Origin of the sequence: Paractinoplanes deccanensis (genome assembly GCF_016862115.1) — a bacterium.
In the GTDB taxonomy this organism is placed as follows: domain Bacteria; phylum Actinomycetota; class Actinomycetes; order Mycobacteriales; family Micromonosporaceae; genus Actinoplanes; species Actinoplanes deccanensis.
Genome location: NZ_BOMI01000123.1, coordinates 1 through 25074 on the forward strand (window position 1 = coordinate 1; position 25074 = coordinate 25074).

At 71.1% G+C, this 25074-nt stretch carries 27 protein-coding genes, 2 tRNA genes and 1 pseudogene; 13 read left to right on the forward strand and 17 right to left on the reverse strand.

Annotation, left to right across the window (positions count from 1 at the left end):
* The 4 genes from Ade02nite_RS30870 to Ade02nite_RS30885 all read right to left on the reverse strand — a co-directional run.
* The coding region (locus Ade02nite_RS30870; RefSeq protein ID WP_203771606.1) for a hypothetical protein at window positions 1-257 on the reverse strand (257 nt) is incomplete at its 3' end.
* Between the two features lie 144 nt (window positions 258-401).
* Window positions 402-474: transfer RNA gene (locus Ade02nite_RS30875), tRNA-Glu, on the reverse strand.
* Window positions 475-574: 100 nt separating this feature from the next.
* A tRNA-Gln gene (locus Ade02nite_RS30880) sits at window positions 575-646 on the reverse strand.
* Window positions 647-734: 88 nt separating this feature from the next.
* Window positions 735-1532 (reverse strand): NAD(P)H-binding protein, encoded by a 798-nt coding sequence (locus tag Ade02nite_RS30885; RefSeq protein ID WP_203771608.1) that lies wholly within the window; start codon window positions 1530-1532, stop codon window positions 735-737.
* A gap of 46 nt (window positions 1533-1578) precedes the next feature.
* On the opposite strand from Ade02nite_RS30885, the gene Ade02nite_RS30890 reads away from it, so the two are divergent.
* The gene (locus Ade02nite_RS30890) at window positions 1579-2313 is read left to right on the forward strand and encodes a TetR/AcrR family transcriptional regulator (RefSeq protein ID WP_203771610.1); all 735 of its coding nucleotides are present in this window, start codon (window positions 1579-1581) and stop codon (window positions 2311-2313) included.
* Here Ade02nite_RS30890 and Ade02nite_RS30895 read toward each other — a convergent pair.
* The 4 genes from Ade02nite_RS30895 to Ade02nite_RS30910 are packed head-to-tail and all read right to left on the reverse strand — an operon-like array spanning window position 2302 to window position 5158.
* Entirely contained in the window at window positions 2302-3093 is a 792-nt protein-coding gene (locus Ade02nite_RS30895; protein WP_203771612.1) for a fumarylacetoacetate hydrolase family protein, read from the reverse strand. The two genes, Ade02nite_RS30890 and Ade02nite_RS30895, sit on opposite strands and share 12 nt — an antisense overlap.
* A 40-nt stretch (window positions 3094-3133) precedes the next feature.
* Window positions 3134-3355, reverse strand: coding sequence for a helix-turn-helix transcriptional regulator (locus tag Ade02nite_RS30900; protein ID WP_203771731.1), 222 nt, complete (start codon window positions 3353-3355; stop codon window positions 3134-3136).
* Window positions 3356-3392: 37 nt separating this feature from the next.
* Window positions 3393-4235 carry an ABC transporter permease gene (locus Ade02nite_RS30905; RefSeq protein WP_203771614.1) on the reverse strand — a complete coding sequence of 281 codons (843 nt, stop codon included), beginning with the start codon at window positions 4233-4235 and terminating at the stop codon, window positions 3393-3395.
* Complete coding sequence (locus Ade02nite_RS30910; RefSeq protein WP_203771733.1) at window positions 4232-5158, reverse strand: ABC transporter ATP-binding protein; 927 nt, start codon at window positions 5156-5158, stop codon at window positions 4232-4234. Before Ade02nite_RS30910 ends, Ade02nite_RS30905 begins: the two co-directional genes overlap by 4 nt.
* A 183-nt stretch (window positions 5159-5341) precedes the next feature.
* Here Ade02nite_RS30910 and Ade02nite_RS30915 point away from each other — a divergent pair, with 183 nt between their 5' ends.
* Entirely contained in the window at window positions 5342-6283 is a 942-nt protein-coding gene (locus Ade02nite_RS30915; protein ID WP_203771616.1) for a 3-methyladenine DNA glycosylase, read from the forward strand.
* Here Ade02nite_RS30915 and Ade02nite_RS30920 read toward each other — a convergent pair.
* Window positions 6270-6467 carry a hypothetical protein gene (locus Ade02nite_RS30920; RefSeq protein WP_379036858.1) on the reverse strand — a complete coding sequence of 66 codons (198 nt, stop codon included), beginning with the start codon at window positions 6465-6467 and terminating at the stop codon, window positions 6270-6272. The genes Ade02nite_RS30915 and Ade02nite_RS30920 overlap by 14 nt on opposite strands.
* Before the next feature lie 170 nt (window positions 6468-6637).
* On the opposite strand from Ade02nite_RS30920, the pseudogene Ade02nite_RS49690 reads away from it, so the two are divergent.
* Window positions 6638-6808: pseudogene (locus Ade02nite_RS49690) on the forward strand (helix-turn-helix domain-containing protein); the annotation flags it as partial.
* 105 nt (window positions 6809-6913) lie between these two features.
* Here the strand turns inward: Ade02nite_RS49690 and Ade02nite_RS49695 are convergent.
* Genes Ade02nite_RS49695 through arfB form a run of 3 tightly spaced genes read right to left on the reverse strand, consistent with a single transcriptional unit; the run spans window position 6914 to window position 8134 of the window.
* Window positions 6914-7471 (reverse strand): P-loop NTPase family protein, encoded by a 558-nt coding sequence (locus Ade02nite_RS49695; RefSeq protein ID WP_239169200.1) that lies wholly within the window; start codon window positions 7469-7471, stop codon window positions 6914-6916.
* Window positions 7472-7482: 11 nt separating this feature from the next.
* Window positions 7483-7668, reverse strand: coding sequence for a hypothetical protein (locus Ade02nite_RS30930; RefSeq protein ID WP_203771620.1), 186 nt, complete (start codon window positions 7666-7668; stop codon window positions 7483-7485).
* Between the two features lie 25 nt (window positions 7669-7693).
* Complete coding sequence (gene arfB / locus Ade02nite_RS30935) at window positions 7694-8134, reverse strand: alternative ribosome rescue aminoacyl-tRNA hydrolase ArfB (protein ID WP_379036856.1); 441 nt, start codon at window positions 8132-8134, stop codon at window positions 7694-7696.
* A gap of 140 nt (window positions 8135-8274) precedes the next feature.
* Here arfB and Ade02nite_RS30940 point away from each other — a divergent pair, with 140 nt between their 5' ends.
* The 8 genes from Ade02nite_RS30940 (at window position 8275) to thrS (ending at window position 16809) form a co-directional block, all read left to right on the forward strand.
* Window positions 8275-9540, forward strand: coding sequence for an AAA family ATPase (locus Ade02nite_RS30940; protein WP_203771622.1), 1266 nt, complete (start codon window positions 8275-8277; stop codon window positions 9538-9540).
* Window positions 9540-10178 carry an RloB family protein gene (locus tag Ade02nite_RS30945; RefSeq protein WP_498370404.1) on the forward strand — a complete coding sequence of 213 codons (639 nt, stop codon included), beginning with the start codon at window positions 9540-9542 and terminating at the stop codon, window positions 10176-10178. Before Ade02nite_RS30940 ends, Ade02nite_RS30945 begins: the two co-directional genes overlap by 1 nt.
* A gap of 52 nt (window positions 10179-10230) precedes the next feature.
* A complete protein-coding gene (locus Ade02nite_RS30950; protein ID WP_203771626.1) occupies window positions 10231-11538 on the forward strand; it encodes a M16 family metallopeptidase in 1308 nt (435 codons plus the stop codon).
* On the forward strand, window positions 11535-12881 hold the full coding sequence (locus tag Ade02nite_RS30955) for a M16 family metallopeptidase (RefSeq protein WP_203771628.1): 1347 nt from the start codon (window positions 11535-11537) through the stop codon (window positions 12879-12881). The genes Ade02nite_RS30950 and Ade02nite_RS30955 overlap by 4 nt, the downstream gene beginning before the upstream one ends.
* Before the next feature lie 75 nt (window positions 12882-12956).
* Window positions 12957-13958, forward strand: coding sequence for an endonuclease/exonuclease/phosphatase family protein (locus tag Ade02nite_RS30960; protein WP_203771630.1), 1002 nt, complete (start codon window positions 12957-12959; stop codon window positions 13956-13958).
* Between the two features lie 14 nt (window positions 13959-13972).
* Window positions 13973-14914 carry an endonuclease/exonuclease/phosphatase family protein gene (locus Ade02nite_RS30965; RefSeq protein WP_203771632.1) on the forward strand — a complete coding sequence of 314 codons (942 nt, stop codon included), beginning with the start codon at window positions 13973-13975 and terminating at the stop codon, window positions 14912-14914.
* Entirely contained in the window at window positions 14914-15462 is a 549-nt protein-coding gene (locus Ade02nite_RS30970) for a GNAT family N-acetyltransferase (protein WP_203771739.1), read from the forward strand. The genes Ade02nite_RS30965 and Ade02nite_RS30970 overlap by 1 nt, the downstream gene beginning before the upstream one ends.
* A 147-nt stretch (window positions 15463-15609) precedes the next feature.
* A complete protein-coding gene (thrS, locus tag Ade02nite_RS30975) occupies window positions 15610-16809 on the forward strand; it encodes a threonine--tRNA ligase (protein WP_203771740.1) in 1200 nt (399 codons plus the stop codon).
* Here the strand turns inward: thrS and Ade02nite_RS30980 are convergent.
* Window positions 16775-17149, reverse strand: a complete 375-nt coding sequence (locus Ade02nite_RS30980) for a RidA family protein (protein ID WP_203771634.1) — start codon at window positions 17147-17149, stop codon at window positions 16775-16777. The two genes, thrS and Ade02nite_RS30980, sit on opposite strands and share 35 nt — an antisense overlap.
* Window positions 17146-18717 carry a citramalate synthase gene (gene cimA, locus Ade02nite_RS30985; RefSeq protein WP_203771636.1) on the reverse strand — a complete coding sequence of 524 codons (1572 nt, stop codon included), beginning with the start codon at window positions 18715-18717 and terminating at the stop codon, window positions 17146-17148. Before cimA ends, Ade02nite_RS30980 begins: the two co-directional genes overlap by 4 nt.
* Before the next feature lie 231 nt (window positions 18718-18948).
* Here cimA and Ade02nite_RS30990 point away from each other — a divergent pair, with 231 nt between their 5' ends.
* Window positions 18949-19698, forward strand: coding sequence for a tyrosine-protein phosphatase (locus Ade02nite_RS30990; RefSeq protein WP_203771638.1), 750 nt, complete (start codon window positions 18949-18951; stop codon window positions 19696-19698).
* A gap of 4 nt (window positions 19699-19702) precedes the next feature.
* On the opposite strand, the gene Ade02nite_RS30995 is transcribed toward Ade02nite_RS30990, so the two are convergent.
* Window positions 19703-20875 carry an MFS transporter gene (locus Ade02nite_RS30995; protein WP_203771640.1) on the reverse strand — a complete coding sequence of 391 codons (1173 nt, stop codon included), beginning with the start codon at window positions 20873-20875 and terminating at the stop codon, window positions 19703-19705.
* A gap of 16 nt (window positions 20876-20891) precedes the next feature.
* Here Ade02nite_RS30995 and Ade02nite_RS50405 point away from each other — a divergent pair, with 16 nt between their 5' ends.
* Window positions 20892-22190 carry a LacI family DNA-binding transcriptional regulator gene (locus Ade02nite_RS50405; RefSeq protein ID WP_203771642.1) on the forward strand — a complete coding sequence of 433 codons (1299 nt, stop codon included), beginning with the start codon at window positions 20892-20894 and terminating at the stop codon, window positions 22188-22190.
* 12 nt (window positions 22191-22202) lie between these two features.
* Here the strand turns inward: Ade02nite_RS50405 and Ade02nite_RS31005 are convergent, their stop codons facing one another.
* Together Ade02nite_RS31005 and Ade02nite_RS31010 are read right to left on the reverse strand one after the other, a co-directional pair.
* Window positions 22203-23183 (reverse strand): LacI family DNA-binding transcriptional regulator, encoded by a 981-nt coding sequence (locus Ade02nite_RS31005; protein WP_239169191.1) that lies wholly within the window; start codon window positions 23181-23183, stop codon window positions 22203-22205.
* A gap of 778 nt (window positions 23184-23961) precedes the next feature.
* Window positions 23962-25059 carry a branched-chain amino acid aminotransferase gene (locus Ade02nite_RS31010; RefSeq protein WP_203771646.1) on the reverse strand — a complete coding sequence of 366 codons (1098 nt, stop codon included), beginning with the start codon at window positions 25057-25059 and terminating at the stop codon, window positions 23962-23964.
* Between the last annotated feature and the right edge of the window lie 15 nt (window positions 25060-25074).

The following is a 25074-nucleotide window of genomic DNA, read 5'->3' on the forward strand; positions in this document are numbered from 1 at the left end:
GGCGTGGCGGCGCGGCAGCGCGGCGGGACGACGTGGCGGGGTGGTGGCGTGGCGTAGCGGGGTGGTGGCGTGGCGTAGCGGGGTGGCGGCGGGACGGCGGGGCGTGGCGGCGGGGCGTGGCGGCGGGGCGGGGTGGCCACGCGGCGGGGTGGCCACGCGGCGGGGTGGCCACGCGGCGGGACGGCGTGGCGGGACAGCGTGGCGGGGTGGCGGGAGGGCGTGACGGCGCGGCGACGGGGCGGCGCGGCGAATGCCACCGCAAAGGCCGAAGGCCAAGCAACCGCAAGCGAGCAAGACCGGCGCAACCACCGCACCGTGGGGGTCTGGGGGGTCGCCCCCCAGGCAGATATGCGAAATGACCCCTGTCAGCGCACTCCGCTGACAGGGGTCACCCCAAAATGTAGCCCCGAAGGGATTCGAACCCTCGCTACCGCCTTGAGAGGGCGGCGTCCTAGGCCGCTAGACGACGGGGCCAGGACTTGCTTTGTACTGCTTTGTGCTTCCGCTCTCGCGTTTGCGACGGGCCGAACTCTATCAGAAGTCCAGCGCCGCCTCTCCCGCGGGAGTGTCAGCGCTGGGGTACCAGGACTCGAACCTAGACTAACTGAACCAGAATCAGTCGGGCTGCCAATTACCCCATACCCCATTGGCCTGGCCTCTTGGCTTTCGCCTCGTTGCCGTGCCGAGAAAGAACTCTACCTGACCCCCGGTTGGCCAACAAATCGGGTTCCGGGTCAGCGGAAGATCTCCTGGTGGCGGCGGGCCCATTGCTCGTAGGTGAGGGCGGGCCGGCCGGTGAGGTCGGCGACGGTGGTGACGGCCGGTTGGGGGTGGCCGCGGGAGGCGGCGAGGCCGTCGAGGTACCACTGGGCGTAGTCACCCATGGCCTGTTCGAACTGGGCGAGGGCTTCGCCGGGTGGCAGTTCGATGTAGGTCAGGTCACGGCCGAGGGCTCGGCCGATGGCGGCGACCTTTTCGCGGCGGGTGAGGGTTTCGGGGCCGGTGAGCTCGTACGACTTGCCGTCGTGGCCTTCTTCGAGGATCACTCGTGCGGCGACGGCGGCGATGTCTTCCTGGGCGATGGCCGCGTTGGCGACGTCGCCGTAGGCGTCGCGGACTTCGTCGCCGGCGCGGATCTGGGCGGCCCAGATGCCGGCGTTGGCCATGAACTCGCCGGGTTCGAGGTGGGTGTGGGGCAGGCCGGAGGCTTCGACGGCGTCTTCGATGGCCTGCCAGTGGTCGCCTTTGGCGCCGGCGAGGTCGACGATGCGCCCGACGCCGGCTTCGGCGGCCAGCCGGCAGGTTTCCCTCGCCGTGGGGATGTGGGGAGCGAGGTACATCACGTCGACGCCGGCGAAGGGGATCGCCTCGGGGCGCCCTACGAAGCCTCGGACCACTTCGACGCTGTCGGGCAGGGCCGCGCGGGCGGGGTCGACGGTGAGGGCTCTCACATCGTCGGCGCCGAGGGCCAGGAGTTCGTCGACGACCATCCGGCCGATGTTTCCGGTGGCGCCGGTGACGAGGATCTTCATTACCTTACCCCCTACGGAAACTCTTTCCCGTAGGGTATACGGAATCATGGAGGAATTCAGCCCGCGGATCCTTCCGCTGCTCTGGAGGCGTTCGGCGCCGGCGCGCAAGGCGGTCGGCCGCCCGCCGAGGCTCACGGTCGACGCCGTGGTGGACACCGGCATCCGGATCGCCGACGCCGAGGGCCTGGAGGCGGCCTCGATGGCCCGTGTGGCGAGCGAGCTGTCGGTCGCGACAATGAGCCTTTACACGTACGTGCCGTCCCGGCCCGAGCTGGCCGACCTGATGGTGGACGAGGTGCTCGGCCGCCGGGAGCTGCGAAGCGAGGGCCCTTGGCGGGAGCGGATCCGGCGGTACGCCGAGCAGACGTTCGCGATGTACCGGGCGCACCCCTGGCTGGCGCGGGTGTCGCAGCACCGGCCGCCGATCGGGCCGGGCATGCTGGCCGAGCGCGAGTTCGTGATCGCCGCCGTCGCCGAGGTGGGTCTGCCGACCGGGATGGTGAACACGGCGGCCCTGACCGTGTCGAGCTGGGTCACCTCGGCGGCGCGGGGCGAGGCGGAGAGCATCCTGCTGCGCCGGTCGACCGGGCTCGGCAACGACGACTGGTGGCTCCAGCGCAACGAGCTGTGGGAGAAGTGGTTCGACGTCGAGGCGCATCCGGCGATGACCGCGCTGTGGAACGCGGGCGGCTTCGACCGGGGCGCCGACGAGCAAGCCCAGGACGCGTACGCGTACGGCCTGGGCTTGCTCTTGGAAGGCATCGAGAGGTCAGTCGAGTGAGACGACCGGATTGCGGAGCTCGCCGATGCCCTGGATGCTCACCGAGACGGTGTCGCCGGACGTGATCTCGCTGACGCCCGCCGGGGTGCCGGTGAGGATGATGTCGCCGGGCAGCAGGGTCATGACGTGCGACACGTATGACACGAGGGTCGGCACGTCGAAGACCATGTCCTTGGTGCGGCCGATCTGGCGCACCTCCATGGCGTCGGGGTTGCGGCCGACCTCGCAGCGGATCTCGAGGTCGCTGACGTCGAGGCCGGTGACGATCCACGGGCCGATCGGGCAGAACGAGTCGAAGCCCTTGGCCCGGGTCCACTGCGGGTCGCTGCGCTGCAGGTCGCGGGCGGTGACGTCGTTGCCGATGGTGTAGCCGAAGATCGCCTTTTCGGCGCCGGCCCGGTCGACGCGGCGGGCGCCGGTCGCGCCGATCACGACGGCGAGCTCGGCCTCCTCCTCGACGCGCTGCGACTGCGGGGGGAGCCGGATCGCGTCGTTCGGGCCGATCACGGAGGTGGACGGCTTGATGAAGATCAGCGGCTCCTTGGGCACCTCGTTGCCGAGCTCGGCGGCGTGGTCGGCGTAGTTGCGGCCGACACCGATGACCTTGCTGGAGAAGATCGGGGCGAGCAGCCGGACGTCGGCGAGGGCCCATCGCTGGCCGGTGAAGCGGACCTCCTCGAACGGCAGCGAGGAAATCTCGGCGATGGTCAGGCCGGACGCGTCACCCTCGACGACGCCGAAGGAGACCCCACCTGCATGGACAAAACGGGCGAAACGCACGATGATCTCCTGTTCGCGGCTGTAGAGCTTCCCTCGAAATCTACGCCGGGCGCTGCACGTCGTCCGCCGTCGCACCGAGACGGGGAAACGGGTCGAGCGAGAAGACCACCTCGACCGGGACCTCGAAGTACCGGCCGATCTTGAGGGCCAGGTGGAGGCTCGGGCTGAACTCGCCGCGCTCGATGTAGCCCACGGTCTGGTAGTGGACCCCGACGGCGTCGGCGAGCTGCCGCCGCGAGATGCCGCGCTCGGCGCGCAGCATCGCGATCCGGTTGTACGTGACCTCGTTGCCCAATGTCCTACCGCCCGACCGTGCTCATCATCCGCTCGCGCCGCGCCGCGACGGCCGAACCGGACTCGCGGCGCGCCATCCGCCGCAGCAGCGCCGGCGCCAGCGCGAGGCCCACGACCGCCCAGGCCGCCAGCACGCCGAACGTCTCCAGCTGACGCCAGGAGTCGCCCAGCTCGACCGAGGCTAACGCGTCGGGCAGGAACGCCGACCGCATGCCCAGCCCGAGCCAGTAGATCGGGAAGACCTGGGCGATGCCCTGGATCCAGCCGGGCAGCGGGCTGATCGGGTAGAAGACGCCGGAGATCGCGATCACCCCGAAGATCGGCAACATGATCACCGGGAAGGCGCGCGGGCTCTCGAAGATCGAGCCCAGCGCCGCGCCGATCGGCATCGTGGCCAGCAGCGCCAGCGGCATCAGCCAGAGCAGGGTCAGCCAGCCGCTCGGGCCGACCTCGAGCCCCTCGACCAGGAAGGCGCCGGGGATCAGCACGGCGATCAGGGACACCAGCGTCATGCCGCCGACCGCGACCACCTTGCCGACCAGGTAGCTGCTCATCCCGTTCGGCGTGGCCTTGGCCCGCAGCAGCGTGCCGTCCTCGCGCTCCACGACCAGCAGCTGCGCGATGGTGATCAGGCCGCCGAAGGCCAGGTTCATGCCGAGCATGCCGGGCAGGGCGCTGGCGCCGAGCGAGAAGTCGGTGCCGGGGACGGTGGCGCCGCGCATGAAGATGAGCACGCCGAGCAGCAGCACCGTCGGGAACAGGTAGCCCCAGAGGTCGAGCGGGGTGGTCAGCGTGTGGCGCAGCTCGATGAGGCCGCGGGACACACCGTTCCTCAGCGTCTCGGTCATCGCTCGCTCCCCTCGAAGTCGCGGACGAGTTGCATGTACGTGTCCTCGAGGCTGGTGCGGCGCACCTCGAGGTCGGCGATGTCGTCGCCGTACTGGAGGAGGAGCTCGCGCAGGAAGGGCGTCGCGTTGGCGGCCGAGTGGACGAAGCGCTGGCCGTCGCGGGTCCAGCGGATCTCGCTCTCGCGCGACACCTGGCGGGACAGCTCGTCGGCGGAGCCGTCGGCGATGATGCGGCCGCCGGCCAGGATGACGATGCGGTCGGCGAGCTTCTCGGCCTCGTCGAGGTCGTGCGTGGTGAGCAGGATGGTCGTGTCGTCGACGTCGGACAGCCGGTGGACCAGGTCGTGGAACTCGCGGCGGGCCGCCGGGTCGAAGCCGACCGTGGGCTCGTCGAGGAAGAGCAGCTCGGGACGGCCGACGATGCCGATCGCCACGTCGAGGCGGCGGCGCTGGCCGCCGGAGAGGCGCGAGAGCCTGGTCTGGGCCTGCGGGGCGAGGCCGACGGCGTCGAGCAGGTCGTCGACCGGCCACGGCCGGGGCTTGTCCGGCGTGGCGTAGCGCCGGTAGTAGCGGCCGAGGTGGTGCAGCAGCTCGCGGACGCGCCACTTGCCGTGGTCGCGCCACGACTGGAGGACCACACCGACGCGGGAGCGCCACGGCTCGCCGCCCTGCGCGGGATCGACGCCGAGGACGCGCACCTCTCCGGACGAGCGCATGCGGAAGCCCTCGAGGATCTCGATGGTCGTGGTCTTGCCGGCGCCGTTGGGGCCGAGCAACGCGAGGACCTCGCCCCGGCGGGCGGCGAACGTCACGCCGGTCAGCACGTCCTTGGCGCCGTAGCGCATGCGGAGGTCATGGATGTCGATGACACGCTCGCCGACCGGAACCTCCGCGCCGGTGCCGAGCGTCCCCGTGAGGGTCATTCCTCCCATGTCCGGGACGTTATCAAGGATGTAGTAGATGTACTACACCTATGAGCATTTCTATGGTGTCGGAAAATTTAACGATCCGAATTGAACTGATATGCCCGGAGTGAGCACCGTGGCGCGGCTCATTAGCGCGTGACGGTGATCGTGTTGATCGCTTCGGCTGGATACGCTGGTGCGATGGGGATCAAGCAGGTGAGGACGCTCACCACGACGCTGCCCTCGGTCACCTGGATTCCCCTCGCCCGAGCGCACGCCGAGCGCGCCGACGAGATGACCGCGGGCCACCGCGCCCGCCGTGCCACCGGCGAGAAACACGCCATCGAAGACTTTCTGTACGACTACTACGGCACCCGCCCGTCGGTGCTGCGCCGCTGGCACCCCGGCGTCGGCACCGGGCTCTCCCCCGCGCCCGACGGCGTGGCCGAGCACGCGGCGTGGAAGTTCTACATGACCTACCCCGACGGGGTGGTGACCCTCGACGAGGTCGCCTTCATGCACGCGCGCGGCGAGAGCGTGCGCTACATCCACGGCCTGCTGACGGCGACCGCGTCGCGGCCGGTGTTCTCGGGCTGCTTCGGGCTGCACGAGTGGGCGATGGTCTACCGCGACCCCGAGCATCGCCACCCGCTGCCGCTGCGCCTGGGCCAGGCCGAGACCGACCGGGTGGTCGAGCAGCACCCGATCCGGTGCACCCACTACGACGCGTTCCGCTTCTTCACCCCCGAGGCGGTCGGGCTCAACCGGCTCCAGCCCACCCGCGCCACCCAGGTCGACCTCGACCAGCCCGGCTGCCTGCACGCCGCGATGGACGTGCACAAGTGGGCGACCAAGCTCGGCCCCGCGGTCCCCGGCGCGCTCGCGCTCGACTGTTTCGCTCTTGCGGGTGACATCCGGCTCCTCGACATGCAGGCGAGTCCGTACGATTTGTCGTCCTACGGCCACGAACCGGTGAAGATCGAAACCCCCGAGGGCAAGGCCGAGTACGTGGCCCGCCAGCGCGAGTTCGCCCGGCGGGCCGCGGCCCTGCGCGCCCGCCTGATCCGCGTCTGCGAGGAGCTCCTCGGCCCCGAGGACGCCGCCCGCAACCGCGAGGCGGTCGCACCCTTCAACCATCGCTGAGCGGCTCATCCCCGTCCGGGGCGAGCCCCTCGGCGGCGGGGCGCAGACCGGAGATCTGCACGAATATGGAGCGGCGCTCCAGCGCATCGCCGACCTCGTCGAGCTCGTAACCATCGATCCAGACCCACCCGGCGTACGTCTGCCAGTCGTGGACACAGATGACCCGGAACCGGATCGGCGTCACGAATTGCACGCTTGCCGACCGGCCCACACTCAGCACATCCCCAGGTTGAGGCAGCATCACACAGGACCCTCACTCCACATCGGACTAGGCGAGGGACTATAGTCGCGCAAGCAGTTGGCGCGTGTTGCCAAAGTCAACGCGCGAATTGGCAACACCATCGAGGAGGCGCTGTGGAATCATTCGGCCAGACCGCCCGGCGGCTACGCGGCGATCGCCCGCTGAGAGAGGCCGCCCGCGAGGCCCACATCGACCCGGGTCATCTCTCGCGCCTCGAGCGGGACATGCGCTCCCCGACCCTCGCCGTCGCACGTGCGCTGGACGACCTCTACGGCGCGAAGGGCGAACTCGTGGCGGTCGCCGATCTCTCCCCCGCCGCCCGGCGCCTACTGGCCGTCCTCGGCCGTCCGCCGGCGCCGCTGAGCGCGACCGATGACGAATGGCGCGGCTCAGCGCGAACAGCTGAGGACAGCGCGGACGTCGGCCGCCGATCGGCAACGGATCAGCCGCGACTCGGACGAGGCGAGGAACAGGGCCAGCGTTCGGGTGCTGTTGGCACTGTCGCGGGCGGCGAGATCGGCCGGGGTGGCGGCGGGGCGTGTGCGGTAAGCGCGGGCGCCCCGGGCAACGCGGCGGATCGAGGCAAGGTCCCAGTCGTCGCCGCCGCGGAGGCGGTGGACGGCCGCTCGGCGTAGGACCCGCGGCACGGCGACGAAGGCGGGCAGATCCAGCCAGACGACGGTGTCGGCGGCGTCGCGCAGCGGTGCAGTCCAGCCCGCGTAGAGACCGTCGGCCACCCAGCCGGCGGTGGCCGGCAGGATCTGGGCGGCCACGAGGCGACGCTCGGCGGGTACGCGGGTCCACTGCCAGAAAGGGGCGTCCGGGGCAGTCGGCTCGTAGGCGATGCGGTCCAGGTCATGGTGCGGGACGTCGAGAGTGGCGCTCAGACGGCGCGCGAGGGTGGTCTTGCCCGTGCCAGGGCCACCCACCACCAGAACACGCCGCATGGGCAGGGAGCTTACGGTCGCAGACGGGTGGCCGCGACGAGCATGGTGGTTGCGATCAGAGCGCAGACAGCGACCAGACCGGCGAGGACTGCGCGGTCGCCCAGGCCGAGGATGACGGCCAGCATGAGGATCGCGGTGATGCTGCATGTGAAGCTGCCGCCGGCGACCAGGGCGGCGGCGAGTCGGGTCGGGTTCACCGCTCGATTATCGGGGCAGAAGGGGTCAATCCGAGGGGAAAGACCGGCGGTTCTGCTTGGTCTGGGCGCGGCGCTTCTTGTCAGCGATACGGCGCTCGACCGAGCCGCGCGACGGCCGGGTGGCCTTACGGTTCTTGGGCGGCGGGGCGACGGCCGAGGCGACCAGCGCGGCCAGGCGCATGACGGCAGCCTCGCGGTTGCGCAACTGGGAGCGAAACTCGGAGGCCGTGACCGTCAGCACGCCGTGCACCAGACGATTCGACAGGTAGGCGAGAGCACGTTCCTTGAGAAAGTCGGGCAGAGCCCGCGAGCCGGCCACATCCCAGGACAACTCGACCCGCGAGTCGGTGGTGTTCACGCCCTGGCCACCGGGCCCGCTGGAACGCGAGAAGCGCCACGCGAGCTCAGCCGCCGGGATGCTCAGGCGGTCGTTGACCCGCACGTCCTCTGACACGCCGCCCAGCATCGCACTCGGCGAGGGCTTCAGCCACTGAGTTCTTGATCGCCACCGACAAATCCCATGTGCAGTATGCTGCAATCTACTGGCCGAAAGCGTCAGAAGTTGACGCGGATGACACCATACTTGCACGAGCTTGAGGAACAGCCATGCTGTTGAGGTTCGAAGTGGCCAACCATCGCTCGATCAAGGAGACGGTCGAGCTCTCGATGATCGCCGTCGACGAGGATCGAGTGGCCGCTCGCAGTTTCGATCGCCTTCAGGAGAAGGTCCTGACCTTGGCGAGCATCTATGGCGCCAACGCCTCGGGGAAGACAAATGTCCTCAAGGCACTCGCGTGGCTGTCCGAGGCGGTGGGTTCTTCGCTACGGCAATGGGGCGATTTCGTACCTCGTGAGCCGTTCCGATTCGGCGAGGGCGAAACCCGAACATCGGCTTTTGAGGTCGAATTCATGACCAACGACATCCGATACGCGTACCACCTTGAGGTCAGCGATTCGGAAGTTGTGTTCGAGAGCCTCGCCAGCTACCCCGAGCGGCGCCGGCGGGTTCTGTTCGAGCGTGACGGGATGGATCTTCATCTTCGCCGCGGCCTGACCGCTGCGGTGGGTGCTCGAACATTGCTGACTCCGACCACGCTCGCCCTCTCGGCTGCCATGCGGTTCGAGGAACCCGAGATCTCGTCGTTCGGGCGCGACCTGTCCGGCATCTCCCACCTCAATCTCCACCGGTCGCCGTACCGGCGGCGCGGCGCCGACTCGCGCAGGCGGTTCCCGAGCACGACTTCGATCTTCGATTACTCGGCCGACGATGCCGTAGAGGATGTCGGGCCCGCTCTTTCCAAAGACCGCGAATTGGCGATCAGCATGCTTCGCCTGGCCGATCTGGGGATCGATGATGTCGACGTTCTGGACATTGAGGGCGCGAGAGGTGTCGGAGTCCGCAAGAGCCTCCAACTCGTACACCGTGCGGGCGAGCATCGGTCTTCCTTCCACATGAGCGAGGAGTCCGACGGAACAAGAGTCTGGTTCTCGTTGATCGGGCCAGTCCTCGGTGTCCTCCGCACCGGAGGCGTGCTCCTCCTCGACGAGATCGACGCCAGCCTTCACCCCCTGCTGTCCGCGCATCTGCTCACGCTCTTTCAGGATCCTGAGACGAATCCGCGGAACGCGCAGCTGATCTTCACCACCCATGACACGAGCTTGCTCAACCATCTGAACCGCGACGAGGTCTGGCTTACCGAGAAAGGCGAGGACGGCTCTACCAGCCTGACAGCCCTCGCGGAGTACGGCGGCGACAAGGTCCGGCGGTCGACGAACCTGGAGCGGGCCTATCTTCAGGGCCGTTTCGGGGCGGTGCCGCAAGTAGACCAGTTCGCTCTGCGACATGCCCTGGGATTGCTCGGAGAAGGGTGATGGGGCGGAAGTCTCAAACGCCGAAGCCTCTGCGGCGCCGGGTCGCGGTTCGAGCGCCGCGCAAGACACTTCTCGTGTTCTGTGTGGGAGAACGGACGGAGCCGGACTACCTCGCCGCGCTCCGCTCGCAACGGGAGATCCGGGATGTCGCGTCAGTCGACATCCAGATCGAGATGGCCACGACGGGTTCCGCTCCGCTCACCCTGGTACGGGCTGCCGTCGCCGCTAAAGCGAAAGCCGCGAGGGAGCAGGCCGAGATTGATGAGGTGTGGTGTCTCTTCGACGTGGAATGGCCACGAAACCATCCTCATCTGAACGAAGCGATCACTCTGGCGGCCCAGAACGACATCAGGCTGGCTGTCTCGAACCCCTGCTTCGAGATCTGGCTGGCGCTACATTTCGCCGATCACGGCGCCTGGGTGGACAACGGCGGAGCGCGGCAGCTCAGAAGGAAGCACGACGGCCAGCTCGACAAGGGCTTGAACGGCAGCCTCTACATGCCTCACCGCCATGCCGCGGCGGCGCGAGCCGCCCGGCTGGACGAGAGGCACCGGCGCGACGGCACGGCTTTTCCGGACAACAATCCGTCGAGCGGGATGCACCTCCTGCTCGCCTCCGTGGAGCGGAACGGTCGGTAAGCCCAGCCACCTTTCGCGATGCGCACGTTGACCCAGGAGGCAATATGGGTGGGTGACGTCCCCAAGCGCGCCGGTTGTCGCGACCGGCTACCCGTGGCCCATCGAAACCACGCGACTCGCCAACGGCCTCCGGGTCGTGGTGAGCGAGGACCGGACAGCACCGGTCGTCTGTGTCAATCTCTGGTACGACGTCGGCTCGCGGCACGAGCCGGCCGGGCAGACGGGCTTCGCGCATCTGTTCGAGCATCTGATGTTCGAGGGCTCGCAGCACGTGGCCAAGACCGAGCACATGCGCCTCGTGCAGGGCAACGGCGGCTCGCTGAACGCCACCACCAACCCGGACCGCACCAACTACTTCGAGACGATGCCCGCCGAGCATCTGGAGCTGGCCCTCTGGCTGGAGGCCGACCGGATGGGCGGTCTCGTCCCGGCGCTCACCCAGGAGACGCTCGACAACCAGCGCGAGGTGGTCAAGAACGAGCGCCGCCAGCGCTACGAGAACGTGCCGTACGGCGACGCCTGGCTGCGCCTGCTGGAGCTGCTCTACCCGCCCGGCCACCCGTACCATCACGCCACGATCGGGTCGATGGAGGACCTGAACGCGGCGAGCCTGGACACCTTCAAGGCCTTCCACCAGCAGTATTACGCGCCGAACAACGCCGTGCTGACGGTGGCCGGTGACGCCGGGCCGGCCGAGGTGTTCGCGCTCGCCGAGAAGTACTTCGGGGCGATCGAGCCGGTGCCGAGCATCCCGCCGGCGCCGAGCGGCCAGGTCGGCGAGCAGCCGGCGAGGCGCGAGACGGTCACGGCCGCCGTTCCGGCGCCGCGGATCTACCTGTCGCACCGGACCCACCCGTTCGGCACCAAGGGGTACGACGCGATCACCGTGCTCGCCGCGGTGCTCGGCAACGGCCGCGGCAGCCGCCTCTACCAGCGTCTCGCCGACGGCAAGCGGATCGCCCAGCCGGACTACATCGGCTCGTACGGCGTCGACCTGGCGCACGCGCCGGCCCCGCTGATCATCACGGCGACCGCGAAGGACGGCGTGCCCGTCGAGGAGCTCGAGGGGGGCCTCGGCGAGGTCGTCGGGAGCCTGGTCACCGAGCCGGTCACCGAGGACGAGCTGGCGCGCGCCAAGGCGCTGCTCACCACCGCCTGGTGGCGGCAGGTCTCCACGGTCGGCGGCCGCGCCGACACCCTGAGCCGGTACGCGACCCAGTTCGGCGAGCCGGAGGCGGCCGCGTACCGCCTGCCGCAGTGGCTCTCGATCACCGCCGACGACGTGACCGAGGCCGCCGAGCTCACCCTGAAGCCCGAGTCGAGGGTCACCCTCACGTACGTCCCCGAGGAGAAGGCATGACCCTCATCGCCACCCGCCCGGAGCCGGGCGAGGCCCGTCCGTACACGTTCCCCGACCTTCAGCGGGTCACCGTCGCCGGCGGCACCGTGATCGGCGCGCACCTGCCGGGCCAGCTGCTGGCGAGCGCGATGCTGATGCTGGACGCGGGCGCGGCCCGCGAGACGGCGGGCCGCGAGGGCACCGCCACGGTGCTCGCGAAGTCGCTCGAGGAGGGCACCCGGCGGCGCGACTCGGCGGCGTACGCGATCGCGCTGGAGAGCCTCGGCGCCGAGCTGTCCCCCTCGGTCGACTGGGACACGTTCCGCGTCGGCGTCTCGGCGCCCGTGCCGCAGCTGCTCGACGCCGTACGCCTCGCCGCGGAGGCCGCGCGCACCCCGAAGCTCGACCCGGCCGACGTCGCGCGCGTGCGCGACGACGAGGTGACCGCCCTGCGGATGGACTGGGCGCAGCCCGGCCCGCGGGCCGACGCCGCCCTGCGCGCCGACCTGTTCGGCTCGGCCGAGCGGTTCGGCCGGCCGATGCACGGCGACCCCACCTCGGTGGCCGCCGTGACGGTCGACGACGTGCTCGCCTTCCACCAGAGCTGGATGCGCCGTCCCGGCGTGCTGCTCGTGGCCGGCGACCTCGACACGCTCGACCTGGCCGCGCTGGGCGAGGCCGCCTTCGCCGGCACCGAGGGCGACCCGCTGCCGGTGGAGCCGCCGCTGGGTGTGCCGGTGCGCGATCACCGCCGGGTCATCCTGGTCGACCGGCCCGGATCGGTGCAGTCGACGCTGCGCATCGGGCACCGCTCCCCCGAGCGGGCCACGCCCGACTACGTGGCGATGACGCTGGCCGCCACGGTGCTGGGCGGCGCGTTCACGTCCCGGCTCAACCACCTCATCCGCGAGGTCAAGGGCTACACGTACGGCATCCGGGGCTCGTACGCGATGTCGCGCCGCTTCGGCCGGTTCGAGGTGGCCGCGGGCGTGCAGACGGCGGTGACCGTGCCGGCGATCGTCGACACGCTCGGCGAGATCGGCCGCACCCAGCGGGACGGCGTGACCGAGGAGGAGCTCGCCGTGGCCCGCTCGTGGCGCGCCGGGCAGCTGAGCGTGGAGATGCAGACGCCGGGCTCGATCGTGGGGGCGCTGAGCACGCTGGTCCTCTACGGCCTGCCCGACGACTACTACCCACGGCTGCGCCGCAGCTACCTGGAGACGCCGATCGCGGAGGTCTCCGCCGCCGCGGCCGGCCATCTGCACCCGCACGGGCTCACACTCGTGGTCGAGGGCGACGCCGCGATCATCCGCGACGAGCTGGTGGCGGCCGAGATCGGCGAGATCGTCGACGCCCAGCTCTAGCCGCGCAGATGGAGATCGTGTGAGTTAGGGCGCGATCTCAGGGTGCGGCAAGGTGGGGCCGATACCTTTGCCGCCATGACGATCACCACGACGCCGGCCGGGGTCCGGCCGGGACGGCGGGTGAGGCGCACCGCGCTTCTCGCCCTGCTGACCCTGCCGGGCCTGGTCTGGGGGGTCTTCCGATCGCTCGGCTGGGAGCCCGGCTACGCCGTGATGGTGATGGCCTTCACGCCGTACGTGGCGGCCTGGACCCTGGTGCCGCTGGCCGCGGCGCTGGTGGCCCGCAAGTGGCTGATCGCCGCCGTCGCCGCGGTGGCGGCGGTCCTGCTCGGCGTCGCCGTCCTGCCGCGCGCGCTGCCGGGGTCGAGCCCGGGCACGGGCGTTCCGCTGACCGTCATGACGATCAACATGTTCGTCGGCCAGGCCGACCCGGCGGCCGTCGTGAAGCTGGTCCGCGAGCACGACGTGGCCGTGCTCGCGGTGCAGGAGTTCACCCCGGCCGCCGCCGACGGCCTGGCCGCGGCGGGGCTCGGCGAGGTGCTGCCGTACCGGGCGCTCGCCGACGAGGTGGGCACGACCGGGTCGGGGCTCTACTCGCGATACCCGATGACCGCTCAGGGGTCGCAGCGGTTCCACGGCGACAACCTCCAGCCGGGCAACCTTCAGGCGTACGCGACGATCCAGGTCCCGGGGGCGGCGCCGATCGTCGTCGAGTCGGCTCACCCGCTCGCCCCGTACTCGAAAGAGGCCCTGCCGTCCTGGAGGGCGGACCTCGAGGAGGAGCCGCGGGCGGACCGGAACGGCGCGCCGCGGGTGCTGCTCGGCGACTTCAACGCGACGCTCGACCACGAGCCGCTGCGCGATCTGATCTCCGGGGGCTATCGCGACGCGGCGGACACCGTGGGCAAGGGGCTGATCGCGACCTGGGGCCCGTACGCGGGCCGGCCCATCCCGCCGGTGACCCTCGACCACGTGCTGGTGGACGAGCGCGTCGGGGTCCGCGACGTGCAGGTGCACGGCGTCGAGGGCAGCGATCACCGCTCGGTCCTCGCGGTGCTCACGGTGCCGGCGGCGTAGTGAGGAGGACCGCGATGACTGTGCTCTTCTGGTTCCTGGTCGTGCCCGGCCTGCTCTGGGCGGCCGTCCGCCTCGGCGGGTGGGAGCGCGGGCCGCTGGTGCAGCTGTTCGCCTTCACGCCGTACGTGGCGGCGTGGTCCTGGCTGCCGGCTGTCGCGGCCCTCGCCACCCGGCGCTGGACCGTCGGCGCGGTGGCGCTGGTGGCGGCCGTCGCGCTCGCCGCGTGTGTGCTGCCGCGCGCGCTGCCCGACCGCGATCGTGGCCCGGCGCGCGGCGTCAAGCTCACCGTGATGACGAGCAACATGCTCTTCGGCGGTGCCGACCCGGCCACGATCGTCAAGCTGGTCAGCGAGCGCGACGTCGACGTGCTGGCCGTGCAGGAGTTCACCCCGCAGGGCCGGGAGGCACTGGCCGCGGCCGGGCTGGGCGCGCTGCTGCCGCACTCGTCGCTCGCCGACGAGCCGGGGGCGAGCGGTTCCGGGCTCTACTCCCGCTTCCCGATCACCGAGGGCGGTGCCGCGCGCAACGCGGGTGGCTTCATGCAGGCGTACGCGACGGTGCACCCGCCGGGCGCCGGCGCGGTGATCGTCGAGTCGGCGCATCCGCTCGCTCCCGCCTCCCGGGCGGTTCTCGGCAAGTGGCGTGGGGACCTTCTGGCCGAGCCGTACGCGGAGGGGAGCGCGACGCCGCGGATCCTGCTCGGTGATTTCAACGCGACGCTCGACCACACGCCGATGCGTGAGCTGGTCGCGCGCGGATACCGGGACGCCGCGGACGCGACCGGCAAGGGCCTGATCGGCACCTGGCCGTACGACGGGCACCCGATCCCGCCGGTCACCATCGATCATGTACTGGTGGACGAGCGCATCGGCGTACAGGAGGTCAGCGTGCACACCATCCCCCGGAGCGACCACCGCGCGATCGTGGCGGAGCTGACCGTGCCGTCCGGCTCGTGATGGCCGCGACGACCCGCCTGATCGAGCTGGGCGACGCCGCCGAGGTCGCGGAGCTGCTGCGTGCGAACCGGGAGTTCCTGGCCCCGTGGGATCCCGTCCGCCCGGACGAGTACTTCACCGACGACGGTCAGCGCGCGCTCATCAAGGAGGTGCTGCGGCAGCACGACGGCGGCACGGCGCTGCCGCACGTGATCGTCGAGGACGGCGGCATCGTCGGCCGGATCACGCTCACCGGCATCGCGCGGGGCCCGTTCCAGTCGTGCCACCTCGGCTACTGGGTGGCCGCGCACGCCAACGGCCGCGGTGTCGCTTCGGCCGCGGTCGCCCGGATCACCGGCTTCGCCTTCGCCGAGCTGGGGCTGCACCGCGTCGAGGCGGGCACGCTGGTGCACAACGCCGCCTCCCAGAGGGTGCTGGAACGCAACGGCTTCCGCCGGTACGGCCTGGCCCCGCGCTACTTGAAGATCGCCGGGGAGTGGCAGGACCACGTCCTCTTCCAGCTGCTGGCGGAGGATTATTCGGATGCCGGCTCGCGGGAGCGGGCCTAGCATCGGCGACATGAGCTTCCACGGTCAGCAGCTGACGACGCCGGGACCACCCGGCGCGCGCTGACCTCACGCAACGGCCCGGGCGGGATCGCCCGGGCCGTTTCCGGTCGTCCCGTCGGGCCTTTCACCCGAAGGAGACCTGTCATGATCGTCGATCACCGCCGGCTCGGGCGCGAGCTGGACCTCTTCGACTCCGACCCGCTGATCGGCGCCGGCCTGCCGTTCTGGCTTCCCGGCGGCGCCGCGGCACGCCACGCTGTCGAGTCCTATCTGTACGAGCTGGAGCGCCGCGCCGGATACCGCCACGTGCACTCCCCCGCCCTCGGCAAACGCCAGATGTACGAGATGTCGGGGCACTGGCGCAACTACGCCGAGGACATGTGGCCCTCGATGCGCGTCGGCGGCGACGAGCTGGTGCTGCGGCCCAGCCAGTGCCCGCACCACGCGCTGATCTTCAAGTCGCGGCAGCGGTCGTACCGGGATCTGCCGCTGCGCATCGCCGAGCTCGGGCCGATGTACCGGTCGGAGCGCTCCGGTGTGATCGGCGGCCTCGGCCGGGTGCGGTCGATCCAGCTCAACGACGCGCACATCTTCTGCGCCCGCGACCAGGTGAGCGCGGAGGTGGCCGGGGTGCTGCGGCTGATGCGCGAGGCACACGCCGCGCTCGGCTTCGAGCCGTCGTCCTACCGGCTCTCGCTGCGCGGCGAGGGCGGCAAGTACGCGGGGGACGACGCCATGTGGGATCTGGCCTCGGCCCTGCTCCGCGAGGCCCTGGACGGCGTCGACTACTCCGAGGCGCCGGGCGAGGCCGCGTTCTACGGCCCGAAGATCGACGTGCAGATCGCCGACCCGCTGGGCCGGGAGTCGACCCTCGCCACCATCCAGGTCGACTTCCACCAGCCGGCGGCCTTCGATCTGGAGTACGTGGACGCGCGCGGCGGGCGGTCCCGGCCGGTGATGGTGCACCGCAGCCTTGTCGGCTCGATGGAGCGGCTCTTCGGCCACCTGATCGAGGTGCACCGCGGCGCCTTCCCGGTCTGGTACGCGCCGGTGCAGCTCGCGGTGCTGCCGGTCGGCGAGGAGCAGGACGGCGCCGCGCGCGCCCTGGCCGCGGCGGCGGTCGAGGCCGGGCTGCGTGCCGAGGTGCACGCCGAGGGGTCGATCGGCGCGCGAGTGCGGGCCGTGGCGGAGCGCAAGATCCCGTACGGGGGCGTGATCGGCAGCCGCGAGGCGCCGGACGGCCTGGTCGCCCTCCGGCACCGCGACGGCCGTCAGGTCCCGGCCAGGCCGGTCGCCGCGGCGCTCGACGAGATCAGGGAAGCCGCGCGTCCACCTCGATCTCGATGAGCATCCGGGGGTCCGCCAGGCCGCACACCTGCATGGTGGCGGCCGGGCGGACCTCGCCGAAGTACTTGCGCAGCACCGGCCAGCACGGCTCGAAGTCGTCCCGGTTCGGCAACAGGTAGCGGACCCGCACCACGTCGGCGAAGGAGCAGCCGGCCTCGGCCAGCGCGGCGCCGATGTTGCGCAGGCACTGCTCGGCCTGCTCCACCACGCCGTCCGGGATGGTCATCGTCGCGTAGTCGAAGCCGGTGGTGCCGGAGACGTGCACGCGGTCGCCGTCGACCACCGCACGGGCATAGCCGATCTCCTCCTCGAACGAGGAGCCGCTGAAGATCCTTCTCATTCCGCCAGACCGTAGGTGAGGGCGTCGACCAGCGCCACCCAGCTCGCCTCGACGATGTTCTCGTGCACGCCGACCGTGGTCCAGTCGCGCTCGCCGTCGGTGGTCTCGAGCAGCACCCGGGTCACCGCGTTCGTGCCGTGGCTGCCCTCCAGGATGCGCACCTTGAAGTCGCTCAGCTCGAACGTCTTGAGCTGCGGGTACTGCGCGGTCAGCGCGGCGCGCAGGGCCTCGTCGAGCGCGTTGACCGGGCCGTTGCCCTCCGCGGTGGCGATCACGCGCTCGCCGTTCACCCGTACCTTGACGGTCGCCTCGGAGACCACGGTGCCGTCCTCGCGGTGCTCGACCTGCACGCGGTACGTCTCGAGGGAGAACGGGCGAGCGTACCCCTCACCGGGCAGCTCCCCGCGCACCAGCAGCTCGAACGACGCGTCAGCGGCCTCGAACGACCAGCCCTCCGCCTCGAGGTCCTTCACCTTGCGGGTGACCGCCGAAAGGGTGTCCGGGTGGCCGGCCAGGTCGAGACCGAGTTCGCGGCTCTTGAGCTCGATGCTGGCCCGGCCGGCCATCTCCGTCACCAGGATCCGCATGTCGTTGCCCACAACCGCCGGGTCGACGTGGTTGTAGAGCAGCGGATCCACCTTGATCGCGCTCGCGTGCAGCCCCGCCTTGTGGGCGAAGGCGGCGGCCCCGACGTAGGCCTGGTGGGTGTCGGGGGCGATGTTGGCGATCTCGGCGAGCGCGGTGGAGACCCGCGTCGCCTTCTCCAGGCAGCCCTCCGGTAGGACGGGCAGCCCGAGCTTGAGCTGAAGGTTGCTGACCGTGGCGAACAGGTCGGCGTTGCCGGGCCGCTCGCCGTAGCCGTTGGCCGTGCACTGGAAGTGCTTGACGCCCGCCTCGACCGCGGCGACGGTGTTCGCGACAGCGCACGAGGTGTCGTTCTGGCAGTGGATGCCGAGCCGGTCCGCGGGCACGCCGGTGCGCTCGACCACCTCGTTGATCGCCTTCGTGATCATCGAGGGCAGCATGCCGCCGTTGGTGTCGCACATGACGACCCGCTCGGCGCCGGCCTCGATCGCGGTCTTGACGACGCTCGCCGTGTAGTCGGGGTCGTAGCGGAAGCCGTCGAAGAAGTGCTCACAGTCGACGAAGGCCCGGCGGCCGTTCGCGACCAGGTGACGCACCGTGTCGCGGACCATCGCGAGGTTTTCGTCGCCGGTGGTGCGCAGCGCCCGTTCGACGTGCCGGATGTCGCTCTTGGCGACCACGCAGACGACCGGGGTCTCGGCGTCGAGCAGGGCCCGGACCTGCGGATCCTCGTCCACCTTCGCGCCGGCCTTGCGGGTCGCGCCGAAGGCGACCAGGACGGCGTTCTTGAGGTCGAGCTCGGTCTTGGCCCGCTCGAAGAACTCGGTGTCCTTGGGCATCGCGCCGGGCCAGCCGCCCTCGATGAAGCCCACGCCGAACTCGTCGAGCAGCTTCGCGACCGCCAGCTTGTCGGCGACCGAGTAGCTGATCCCCTCACGCTGCCCGCCGTCGCGCAGCGTGGTGTCGAAGACCTGGTACTCCATGGCGCGTTCCCTTCAAGGATTTTTACGACCCCCAACAAAAAGACCCCCCGCGGATGCGGGAGGTCTGCGCGTCGGCGAAAACGTCAGCCGGCGCGCTGGGTGCCAATAATCAGCACGAGGTGGGTCACGTAGCGAAGTGTGCCACGGACAATCGTTGCTGGGACGAGAAATCCACCAGCTGGGACGCTGTCCCTCGACAGGGGGATCGACAGCGCGGGTTAGGTTGGGTCCGTGGCTGTGGAACAGTACCCCCGCAATCTCGGTTTCTCCGCTACCTACAACTTCCGCGACGTCGGCGGCTATCGAGGTCTGGACGGCCGCTCGGTGCGCTGGCGGCGGCTCTTCCGATCGGACGCGCTGCACCGGCTCGGCGAGGCGGACGCCTCCGCGTTCGAGGCCCTGGGCGTCCGCACGGTGATCGATCTGCGCCGTCCGCACGAGATCGAGAAATTCGGCCGCGTCTCCGCCTCGCACGGGCTCGACTATCACAACATCGTGCTCAAGCACGTCGACTGGGAAGAGGTCGGGCACCCCGGCGACGTGGTGCACGAGCGGTGGCTGGCCGACCGCTACCTCAACTTCGCCGAGGACGGCCGCGACGGCCTGCTCGAGTCGCTGCGGCTGATCGCCGACCCGGGCAGGTCACCGGTGATCGTGCACTGCATGGCCGGCAAGGACCGCACGGGCACGGTCTGCGCGCTCACGCTGGCCCTGCTCGGCGTGTCCGACGAGGACATCACGGCCGACTACGCGCTGACCACGTCGGCGATGGCGCCGCTGACGGCGTACCTGCTGAGGAAGAATCCCGAGGCGGTGAAGGGCAACGAGCACATGTTCGACTCGCCGCCGGAGGCGATGCAGCTCTTCCTCGACGACCTGCGCGCGCTGCACGGCTCGGTGGAGGGCTTCGTGCGCGACATCGGCCTCACGGGCGATGAGATCGCCTCGCTGCGGGAGCACATGCTCGAGCCCACCCCATGACGTCTCACGCCGGGCGCGCGTGCCGGAGGCCGGCCCAGAGCAGCAGGACGCACAGGCCGATCAGCACCGGCTCCAGCGCGAAGGCGACGGTCAGCCCGTGCCGGTCGGCGAGACTTCCCAGCAGGTACGGCGAGGCGGCCGCGACCACGCCGAGCACCAGCTGGGAACGGGCGTTGGCCTGGTCCTCGCGCCCGTCCGACGCGTCGAGGGTGAGCGAGAGCGCGATCGGATAGAGGTTCGCGATGCCCGCCCCGCAGAGGAAGAGCCCGGCGACGGCGAGGGCCGGGTGGCCGGCGAGCCAGAAGAGCACGAAGGCGGCGCCGGTGAGCGCGAGCGACCCGTACAGCAGGGGAACTCCCCGCCCGGCGCGGCGGGTGATCCGCGCACCGAGCAGGCGGCCCACCAGGATGCCGAGGTAGTTGGCGCTCAGCGCGGTGCCGGCGGCGGCCGCGGACAGGCCCGTGCCGAGGAGCATCTGCGGTCCGAAATAGACCAGGCAGAACTCGATCGCGGAGCTGACCGCGGTCAGCACGGCGAAGAGCCAGCAGGCCAGGGGCAGCCGCCCTCGCCGGCCCGCCGCGTGGCTGCGCGGCACGGCCGGCAGTGACGCGCGGCGATAGCGCAGGTAGAGCACGACAAGGACGACGCCGGGCAGCGCGAAGGCGGCACGCCAGCCGAGCACGGTCGCGGCCAGCGCGCCGAGCACCAGCGGGGCGACCACCGCGGAGGCGCCGGCCCCGATGTTGGCCTCGGTCAGCGCCCGATCGCGGCGGCTGCCGTGCCGGTCCGAGAGGATCGCCTGGGTGACGGTCAGCAGGGTCGCTCCCGCCAGGCCGAAGAGCGCGGCGGCGAGCAGGGTGGCCGGCACCGACCGGGTCAGGGTGAACAGGGCCGCGCCGCCGATAGTCGCCGCGGCCGACGACCACAAGAGCACACCCCGCGTGGTACGGCGAGCCACCTGCGCGAATGCGGCACCGGCGACGGCGGCGCCCAGCGACCAGACGACGGAGTAGACGCCGAGCAGCGTGTAGGAGAACCCCAGCTCCTCGCGGAGCAACGTCACGGCCGGGCCGAACGCGTACAGCCAGAAGGTGAAGCAGCCCAGCACCGCGTACGACAGCACGGTCGGCTCGTCGCGCGTGAACGTCTGCTCTTCGGCGCTTGTGTATCGATACACAAGTACAGTCTGTGCCATGACCCGCCCCGCCCGCAACCCGAAACGGCCGACGATGAGCCAGGTGGCCCGCGCCGCCGGCGTCTCGACGATGACGGTCTCGTACGCGTACTCCCAGCCGGAGCGGGTCTCGCCGGAGACCGCGGCCAAGGTCCGCGCGGCCGCCCAGGAGCTGGGATATCCGGGCCCCCACCCGGCCGCCCGCTCGCTGCGCCGGGGCCGGGTGGGCTCGCTCGGGGTCGTGCTCGGCGAGCGGTTGAGCTACGCCTTCGAGGACCCGCAGGCGGCGCGCTTCCTGGCCGGGGTCTCGGACGTGTGCGCGGCCGAGGGGGTGGGGCTCACCCTGGTCCCGATCAGCGGGTCGCCCTCCGACGCGCGGAGGGTCACCGAGGCGGCCGTCGACGGGTTCGTCGTCTGGACCACCAGCGACGACGACCCGGTCCTGGAGGCGGTGGCCGAGACCGGGCTGCCCGCGGTCATCCACGCGGGGCCGGCTTCTCCCGCCGCCGCGGCCACCTCCTCGGGCGCGGGCTCCCCGTCGCGCGCGGCCTTCCCCGCCAGCGCGGCCTCCCCCGCCAGCGCGGCCTCCCCCGCCAGCGCGGCCTCCTCCACCCGCGCGGCCTCCTCCGCCGGCGCGGCTCCTCCCGCCGGCGCTGCCCTCCGCTCCTTTTCGGCGGCCTTGCCCTCCTCCTCGTCCTCCCCCTCTTCACGGCCGGTGTTCGTTTCCCGCTCGGGGCGGGAGATCCCGGTGATCGGCATCGACGACCGGGCGGCGGCCGCGGCGATGGGAGCGGTGGCGTTCGCCGGTGCGCGGCGGCCGCTCGTGCTGGGCTTCCCGCTCGACCGGGCACGCGAACGGCTGCTGCTCGACGGCGACCAGGTGGGCGAGGTGCGGTTCCCGGTGACGCGGCACCGCTGGGAGGGTTTCCTCGACGCCTGGAGGGCGGGCGGGCACGCTGAGGACCGGCTCCGGCTGGCGGTGTGCCCGGTCAACCACCTCACCGAGGGCGAGCGCTTCACCGCCGAGCTCCTGGACGGCACCGACCCGCCGGACGCCATCGCCGCGATGAGCGACGAGCTCGCCCTGGGCGCCCTGCGCGCCGTGGCCGGCGCCGGCCTGCGAACCCCCGGCGACGTGGCCGTCACCGGCTGGGACGACAGCGGCACGGCCGCCACCGACGGGCTCACCACGCTGGCACAGTCACTGCGCGAGCAGGGAGCACACTGCGCCCGCGCGGCGCTCGGCCTGCCCACGACGGCCTCCGCGATGCACGAGTGGCGGGTCGTGATCCGGGGAACGAGCCGGCAGGCGCGCTGAGGCGATGGGCCGTCAGGCGGAGCCGCGGATGAGCAGGCGCGGCTCCACCACAGACAGACCGGGGGGCTCACCGGCCAGGAGTCGTTCGGTCTCGGCGACGGCCAGCTCGCCCATGCGGCGCTTGTCCAGGGCGATCGTCGTCAACGGCGGGTCCAGCAGCTCGCCGATGCCGAGGCCGTCGAAGCCGACCACGGCGATGTCGCCCGGGATGTCGAGGCCGAGGCGGCGGGCGGCGCGGTAGGCGCCGAGCGCTACCAGATCGTTGAAGGCGACCACGGCGGTGAGGCCGGGGTTCTCGGCGTGCAGGCGCTCGAAGCCGGCGCCGCCGCCGGTCAACGACTGCTCCACCGGGACGATCGCTTCGGCGGGCACGGTGAGGCCCTGGCCGGCAGCCTCCGCCAGGAAGCCGGCGCGGCGGCCCGGGTCGGCCGCGGCGGGGCAGTCGATCATGCCGATGCGCCGGTGGCCGCGGGCGACCAGATGTCGTACGGCGGCGCGGACGCCCGCCTCCACGTCGATGTCGACGGCGCCGAAGCTCTGGCCCTCGTTGCGACGGCTCATCACTACCAGCGGCACGCCGGACACGGCCGCGGTGATCACGTCGTTCGGCTGGAAGAGGTAGGCGATCACGGCGTCGGCCTGCCCCGAGAGTGAGCGCAGCAGGTCCGCCTCGCGGCCGGGGTCGTCCTGGCTGCTGCTCACCACCACCTGCCAGCCGCGCCGCTCCGCCGCCTCGATCACGCCGGCGATCAGCTCGGGGAAGAACGGGTTCACCACGTCGTAGACGATCAGGCCGATCGTGGTGGTGTCCGGCTTGACCAGCCCGCGGGCGAAGCGGGACGGCCGGTAGTTCAGCTGCTGGGCCGCTTCGAGGACGCGCCTGCGGGTCTCGGGATCGATCTCGCCCTTGTCGTTTATGGCTCGGGACACGGTCTGGTGCGAGACGCCGGCCAGCCGAGCCACGTCCCGCAGGGTCGCCCGTTTGTTCTCCACGATGCGCAAATCGTAGACCGAACCCCCTTGACGCCTCCGGACCATGACGCGCACGATGCCGTTAACGGTCACGTGACCGTTAACGGAGCGAGAGAGGAACGATCATGAACTGGGGAGCACTGGTGTTGAGCGTTGAGGCAACGCGCCGGGAGGCCTGCTCGGCCCTGCCGAACGCCGCGGTCAGACCGCCGCGCCGCCGATGGTGGCACCGCTGGGGCCGGGCACAGGGCGGCGCCGAAGACATCGGGCAGACATCGCCGGAGCCCTGGGAGACCCACGGGCGTGCTGGTGCCGGTGGCGGCCGATCCGCTGGCGCTGACGTTGCTGCGGGCGCCGGGGGAGATCGGCGACGTGGCGGGGGCCTCAACGCCCCACGCGAGAGCGACGGAGGGCAGACTCGGCCTGACCGGGATCGCACTAGCAGGAACGCGGCCCGCGATCACGGTGAGGACGACTGCGGCCCGCCCGAGACCAGCGGGAACAGGAACATCGCGGGCAAGGAGGCCAGGCGCGACAGCAGCCCGATCGAGACCAGCGGGAGCAGGAACATCCCGGCCAAGGACGCAAGGAGCGACGGCGGCCCGGCCGATACGAGCGCAAGCGGAAACAGCGCGGCCAACAGAGCCACGAGCGAGCGCAACCGGTCCGAGACCGGCACGAGCAGAGACGTGAGCGAGAGGGGCGTGGGCGCGGACGCCGTGGCAGCGGCCGAGAGGCCGCGCTGACACGCAGGGCGGTGGGCCCGGCCGGCCCGAGGAAGGGGGCCGGCCGGGAACCGTCAGATGACTCGGTGGACCCAGCCGAAGGGGTCCTCGGCGCGGCCGCGCTGGATGTCGACGAGCTGCTTGCGCAGGGCGGCCGTGACCTCGCCCGTGCCGCCGTCGGCCACGGTGAACTGGGAGTCGGCGCTCTTCACCGTGCCGATCGGGGTGATCACGGCGGCGGTGCCGCAGGCGAAGGCTTCGCGGATCTTGCCGGAGGCCGCGCCGGTGCGCCACTCCTCGAGGCTGACCGGGCGCTCCTCGACCTTGTGGCCGGCGCGCCCGGCGAGCTTGATGACCGAGTCGCGGGTGATGCCGGGCAGGATCGTGCCGGTCAGCGGCGGCGTCACCAGGGTGCCGTCGTCGAGCACGAAGAAGACGTTCATGCCGCCGAGCTCGTCGATGTATTTGCGCTCGACCGCGTCGAGATAGACCACCTGGTCGCAGCCGTTCTCGATCGCCTCGGCCTGCGCGGAGAGGCCGGCCGCGTAGTTGCCGCCGCACTTGGCCGCGCCCGTGCCGCCCGGGGCCGCGCGGGTGTAGTCGGGGGTCACCCAGACCGACACCGGCTTGACGCCGCCCGAGAAGTAGGGGCCCACCGGGGAGGCGATGACCAGGTAGAGGTATTCCATCGCGGGGCGGACGCCGAGGAAGACCTCGCTCGCGTACGCGAAGGGGCGCAGGTAGAGGCTGCCCTCGTCGCTCTGCGGGATCCACTGGCGGTCGATCTTGATGATTTCGTGCAGCGACCGGAGGAACGTCTCGACGGGCAGCTGGGGCATGGCCATGCGCTGGGCCGACTCGGCGAAGCGGGCCGCGTTCGCATCGGGGCGGAACATCGCGACGCCGCTGTCGGGCAGCGTGTAGGCCTTCAGGCCCTCGAAGATCTCCTGGGCATAGTGCAGCACCGCCGCGGCGGGGTCCATCGGGATCGGCGCCCGCGCTTCGACGCGCGGCTCGTACCACCCCTTGCCGTCCGCGTAGCGCACGGTGACCATGTGGTCGGTGAAGATGCGGCCGAAGCCGGGGTTGGCGAGCAACGCGGCGCGCTCGGCGTCGCCCACGGGTGCCGGGTTCGGACGGATCTCGAAATCGAGGTTGTCACCACCACTCATGACAGGTGGACCTGC

Bases quoted from the DNA above. Each gene is read 5' to 3' on its own strand.
- Ade02nite_RS30980 (WP_203771634.1), bottom strand. From the start codon at position 17,149: ATGAGAAGGATCTTCAGCGGCTCCTCGTTCGAGGAGGAGATCGGCTAT.
- Ade02nite_RS30960 (WP_203771630.1), top strand. From the start codon at position 12,957: ATGACGATCACCACGACGCCGGCCGGGGTCCGGCCGGGACGGCGGGTG.
- Ade02nite_RS50405 (WP_203771642.1), top strand. From the start codon at position 20,892: ATGACCCGCCCCGCCCGCAACCCGAAACGGCCGACGATGAGCCAGGTG.
- Ade02nite_RS30885 (WP_203771608.1), bottom strand. From the start codon at position 1,532: ATGAAGATCCTCGTCACCGGCGCCACCGGAAACATCGGCCGGATGGTC.
- Ade02nite_RS30940 (WP_203771622.1), top strand. From the start codon at position 8,275: ATGCTGTTGAGGTTCGAAGTGGCCAACCATCGCTCGATCAAGGAGACG.
- Ade02nite_RS49695 (WP_239169200.1), bottom strand. From the start codon at position 7,471: ATGCGGCGTGTTCTGGTGGTGGGTGGCCCTGGCACGGGCAAGACCACC.
- cimA (WP_203771636.1), bottom strand. From the start codon at position 18,717: ATGGAGTACCAGGTCTTCGACACCACGCTGCGCGACGGCGGGCAGCGT.
- Ade02nite_RS30965 (WP_203771632.1), top strand. From the start codon at position 13,973: ATGACTGTGCTCTTCTGGTTCCTGGTCGTGCCCGGCCTGCTCTGGGCG.
- Ade02nite_RS30900 (WP_203771731.1), bottom strand. From the start codon at position 3,355: ATGCTGCGCGCCGAGCGCGGCATCTCGCGGCGGCAGCTCGCCGACGCC.
- arfB (WP_379036856.1), bottom strand. From the start codon at position 8,134: ATGCTGGGCGGCGTGTCAGAGGACGTGCGGGTCAACGACCGCCTGAGC.
- Ade02nite_RS31010 (WP_203771646.1), bottom strand. From the start codon at position 25,059: ATGAGTGGTGGTGACAACCTCGATTTCGAGATCCGTCCGAACCCGGCA.
- Ade02nite_RS30915 (WP_203771616.1), top strand. From the start codon at position 5,342: ATGGGGATCAAGCAGGTGAGGACGCTCACCACGACGCTGCCCTCGGTC.
- Ade02nite_RS30910 (WP_203771733.1), bottom strand. From the start codon at position 5,158: ATGACCCTCACGGGGACGCTCGGCACCGGCGCGGAGGTTCCGGTCGGC.
- Ade02nite_RS30970 (WP_203771739.1), top strand. From the start codon at position 14,914: ATGGCCGCGACGACCCGCCTGATCGAGCTGGGCGACGCCGCCGAGGTC.
- Ade02nite_RS30955 (WP_203771628.1), top strand. From the start codon at position 11,535: ATGACCCTCATCGCCACCCGCCCGGAGCCGGGCGAGGCCCGTCCGTAC.
- Ade02nite_RS30945 (WP_498370404.1), top strand. From the start codon at position 9,540: ATGGGGCGGAAGTCTCAAACGCCGAAGCCTCTGCGGCGCCGGGTCGCG.
- Ade02nite_RS30905 (WP_203771614.1), bottom strand. From the start codon at position 4,235: ATGACCGAGACGCTGAGGAACGGTGTGTCCCGCGGCCTCATCGAGCTG.
- Ade02nite_RS30890 (WP_203771610.1), top strand. From the start codon at position 1,579: ATGGAGGAATTCAGCCCGCGGATCCTTCCGCTGCTCTGGAGGCGTTCG.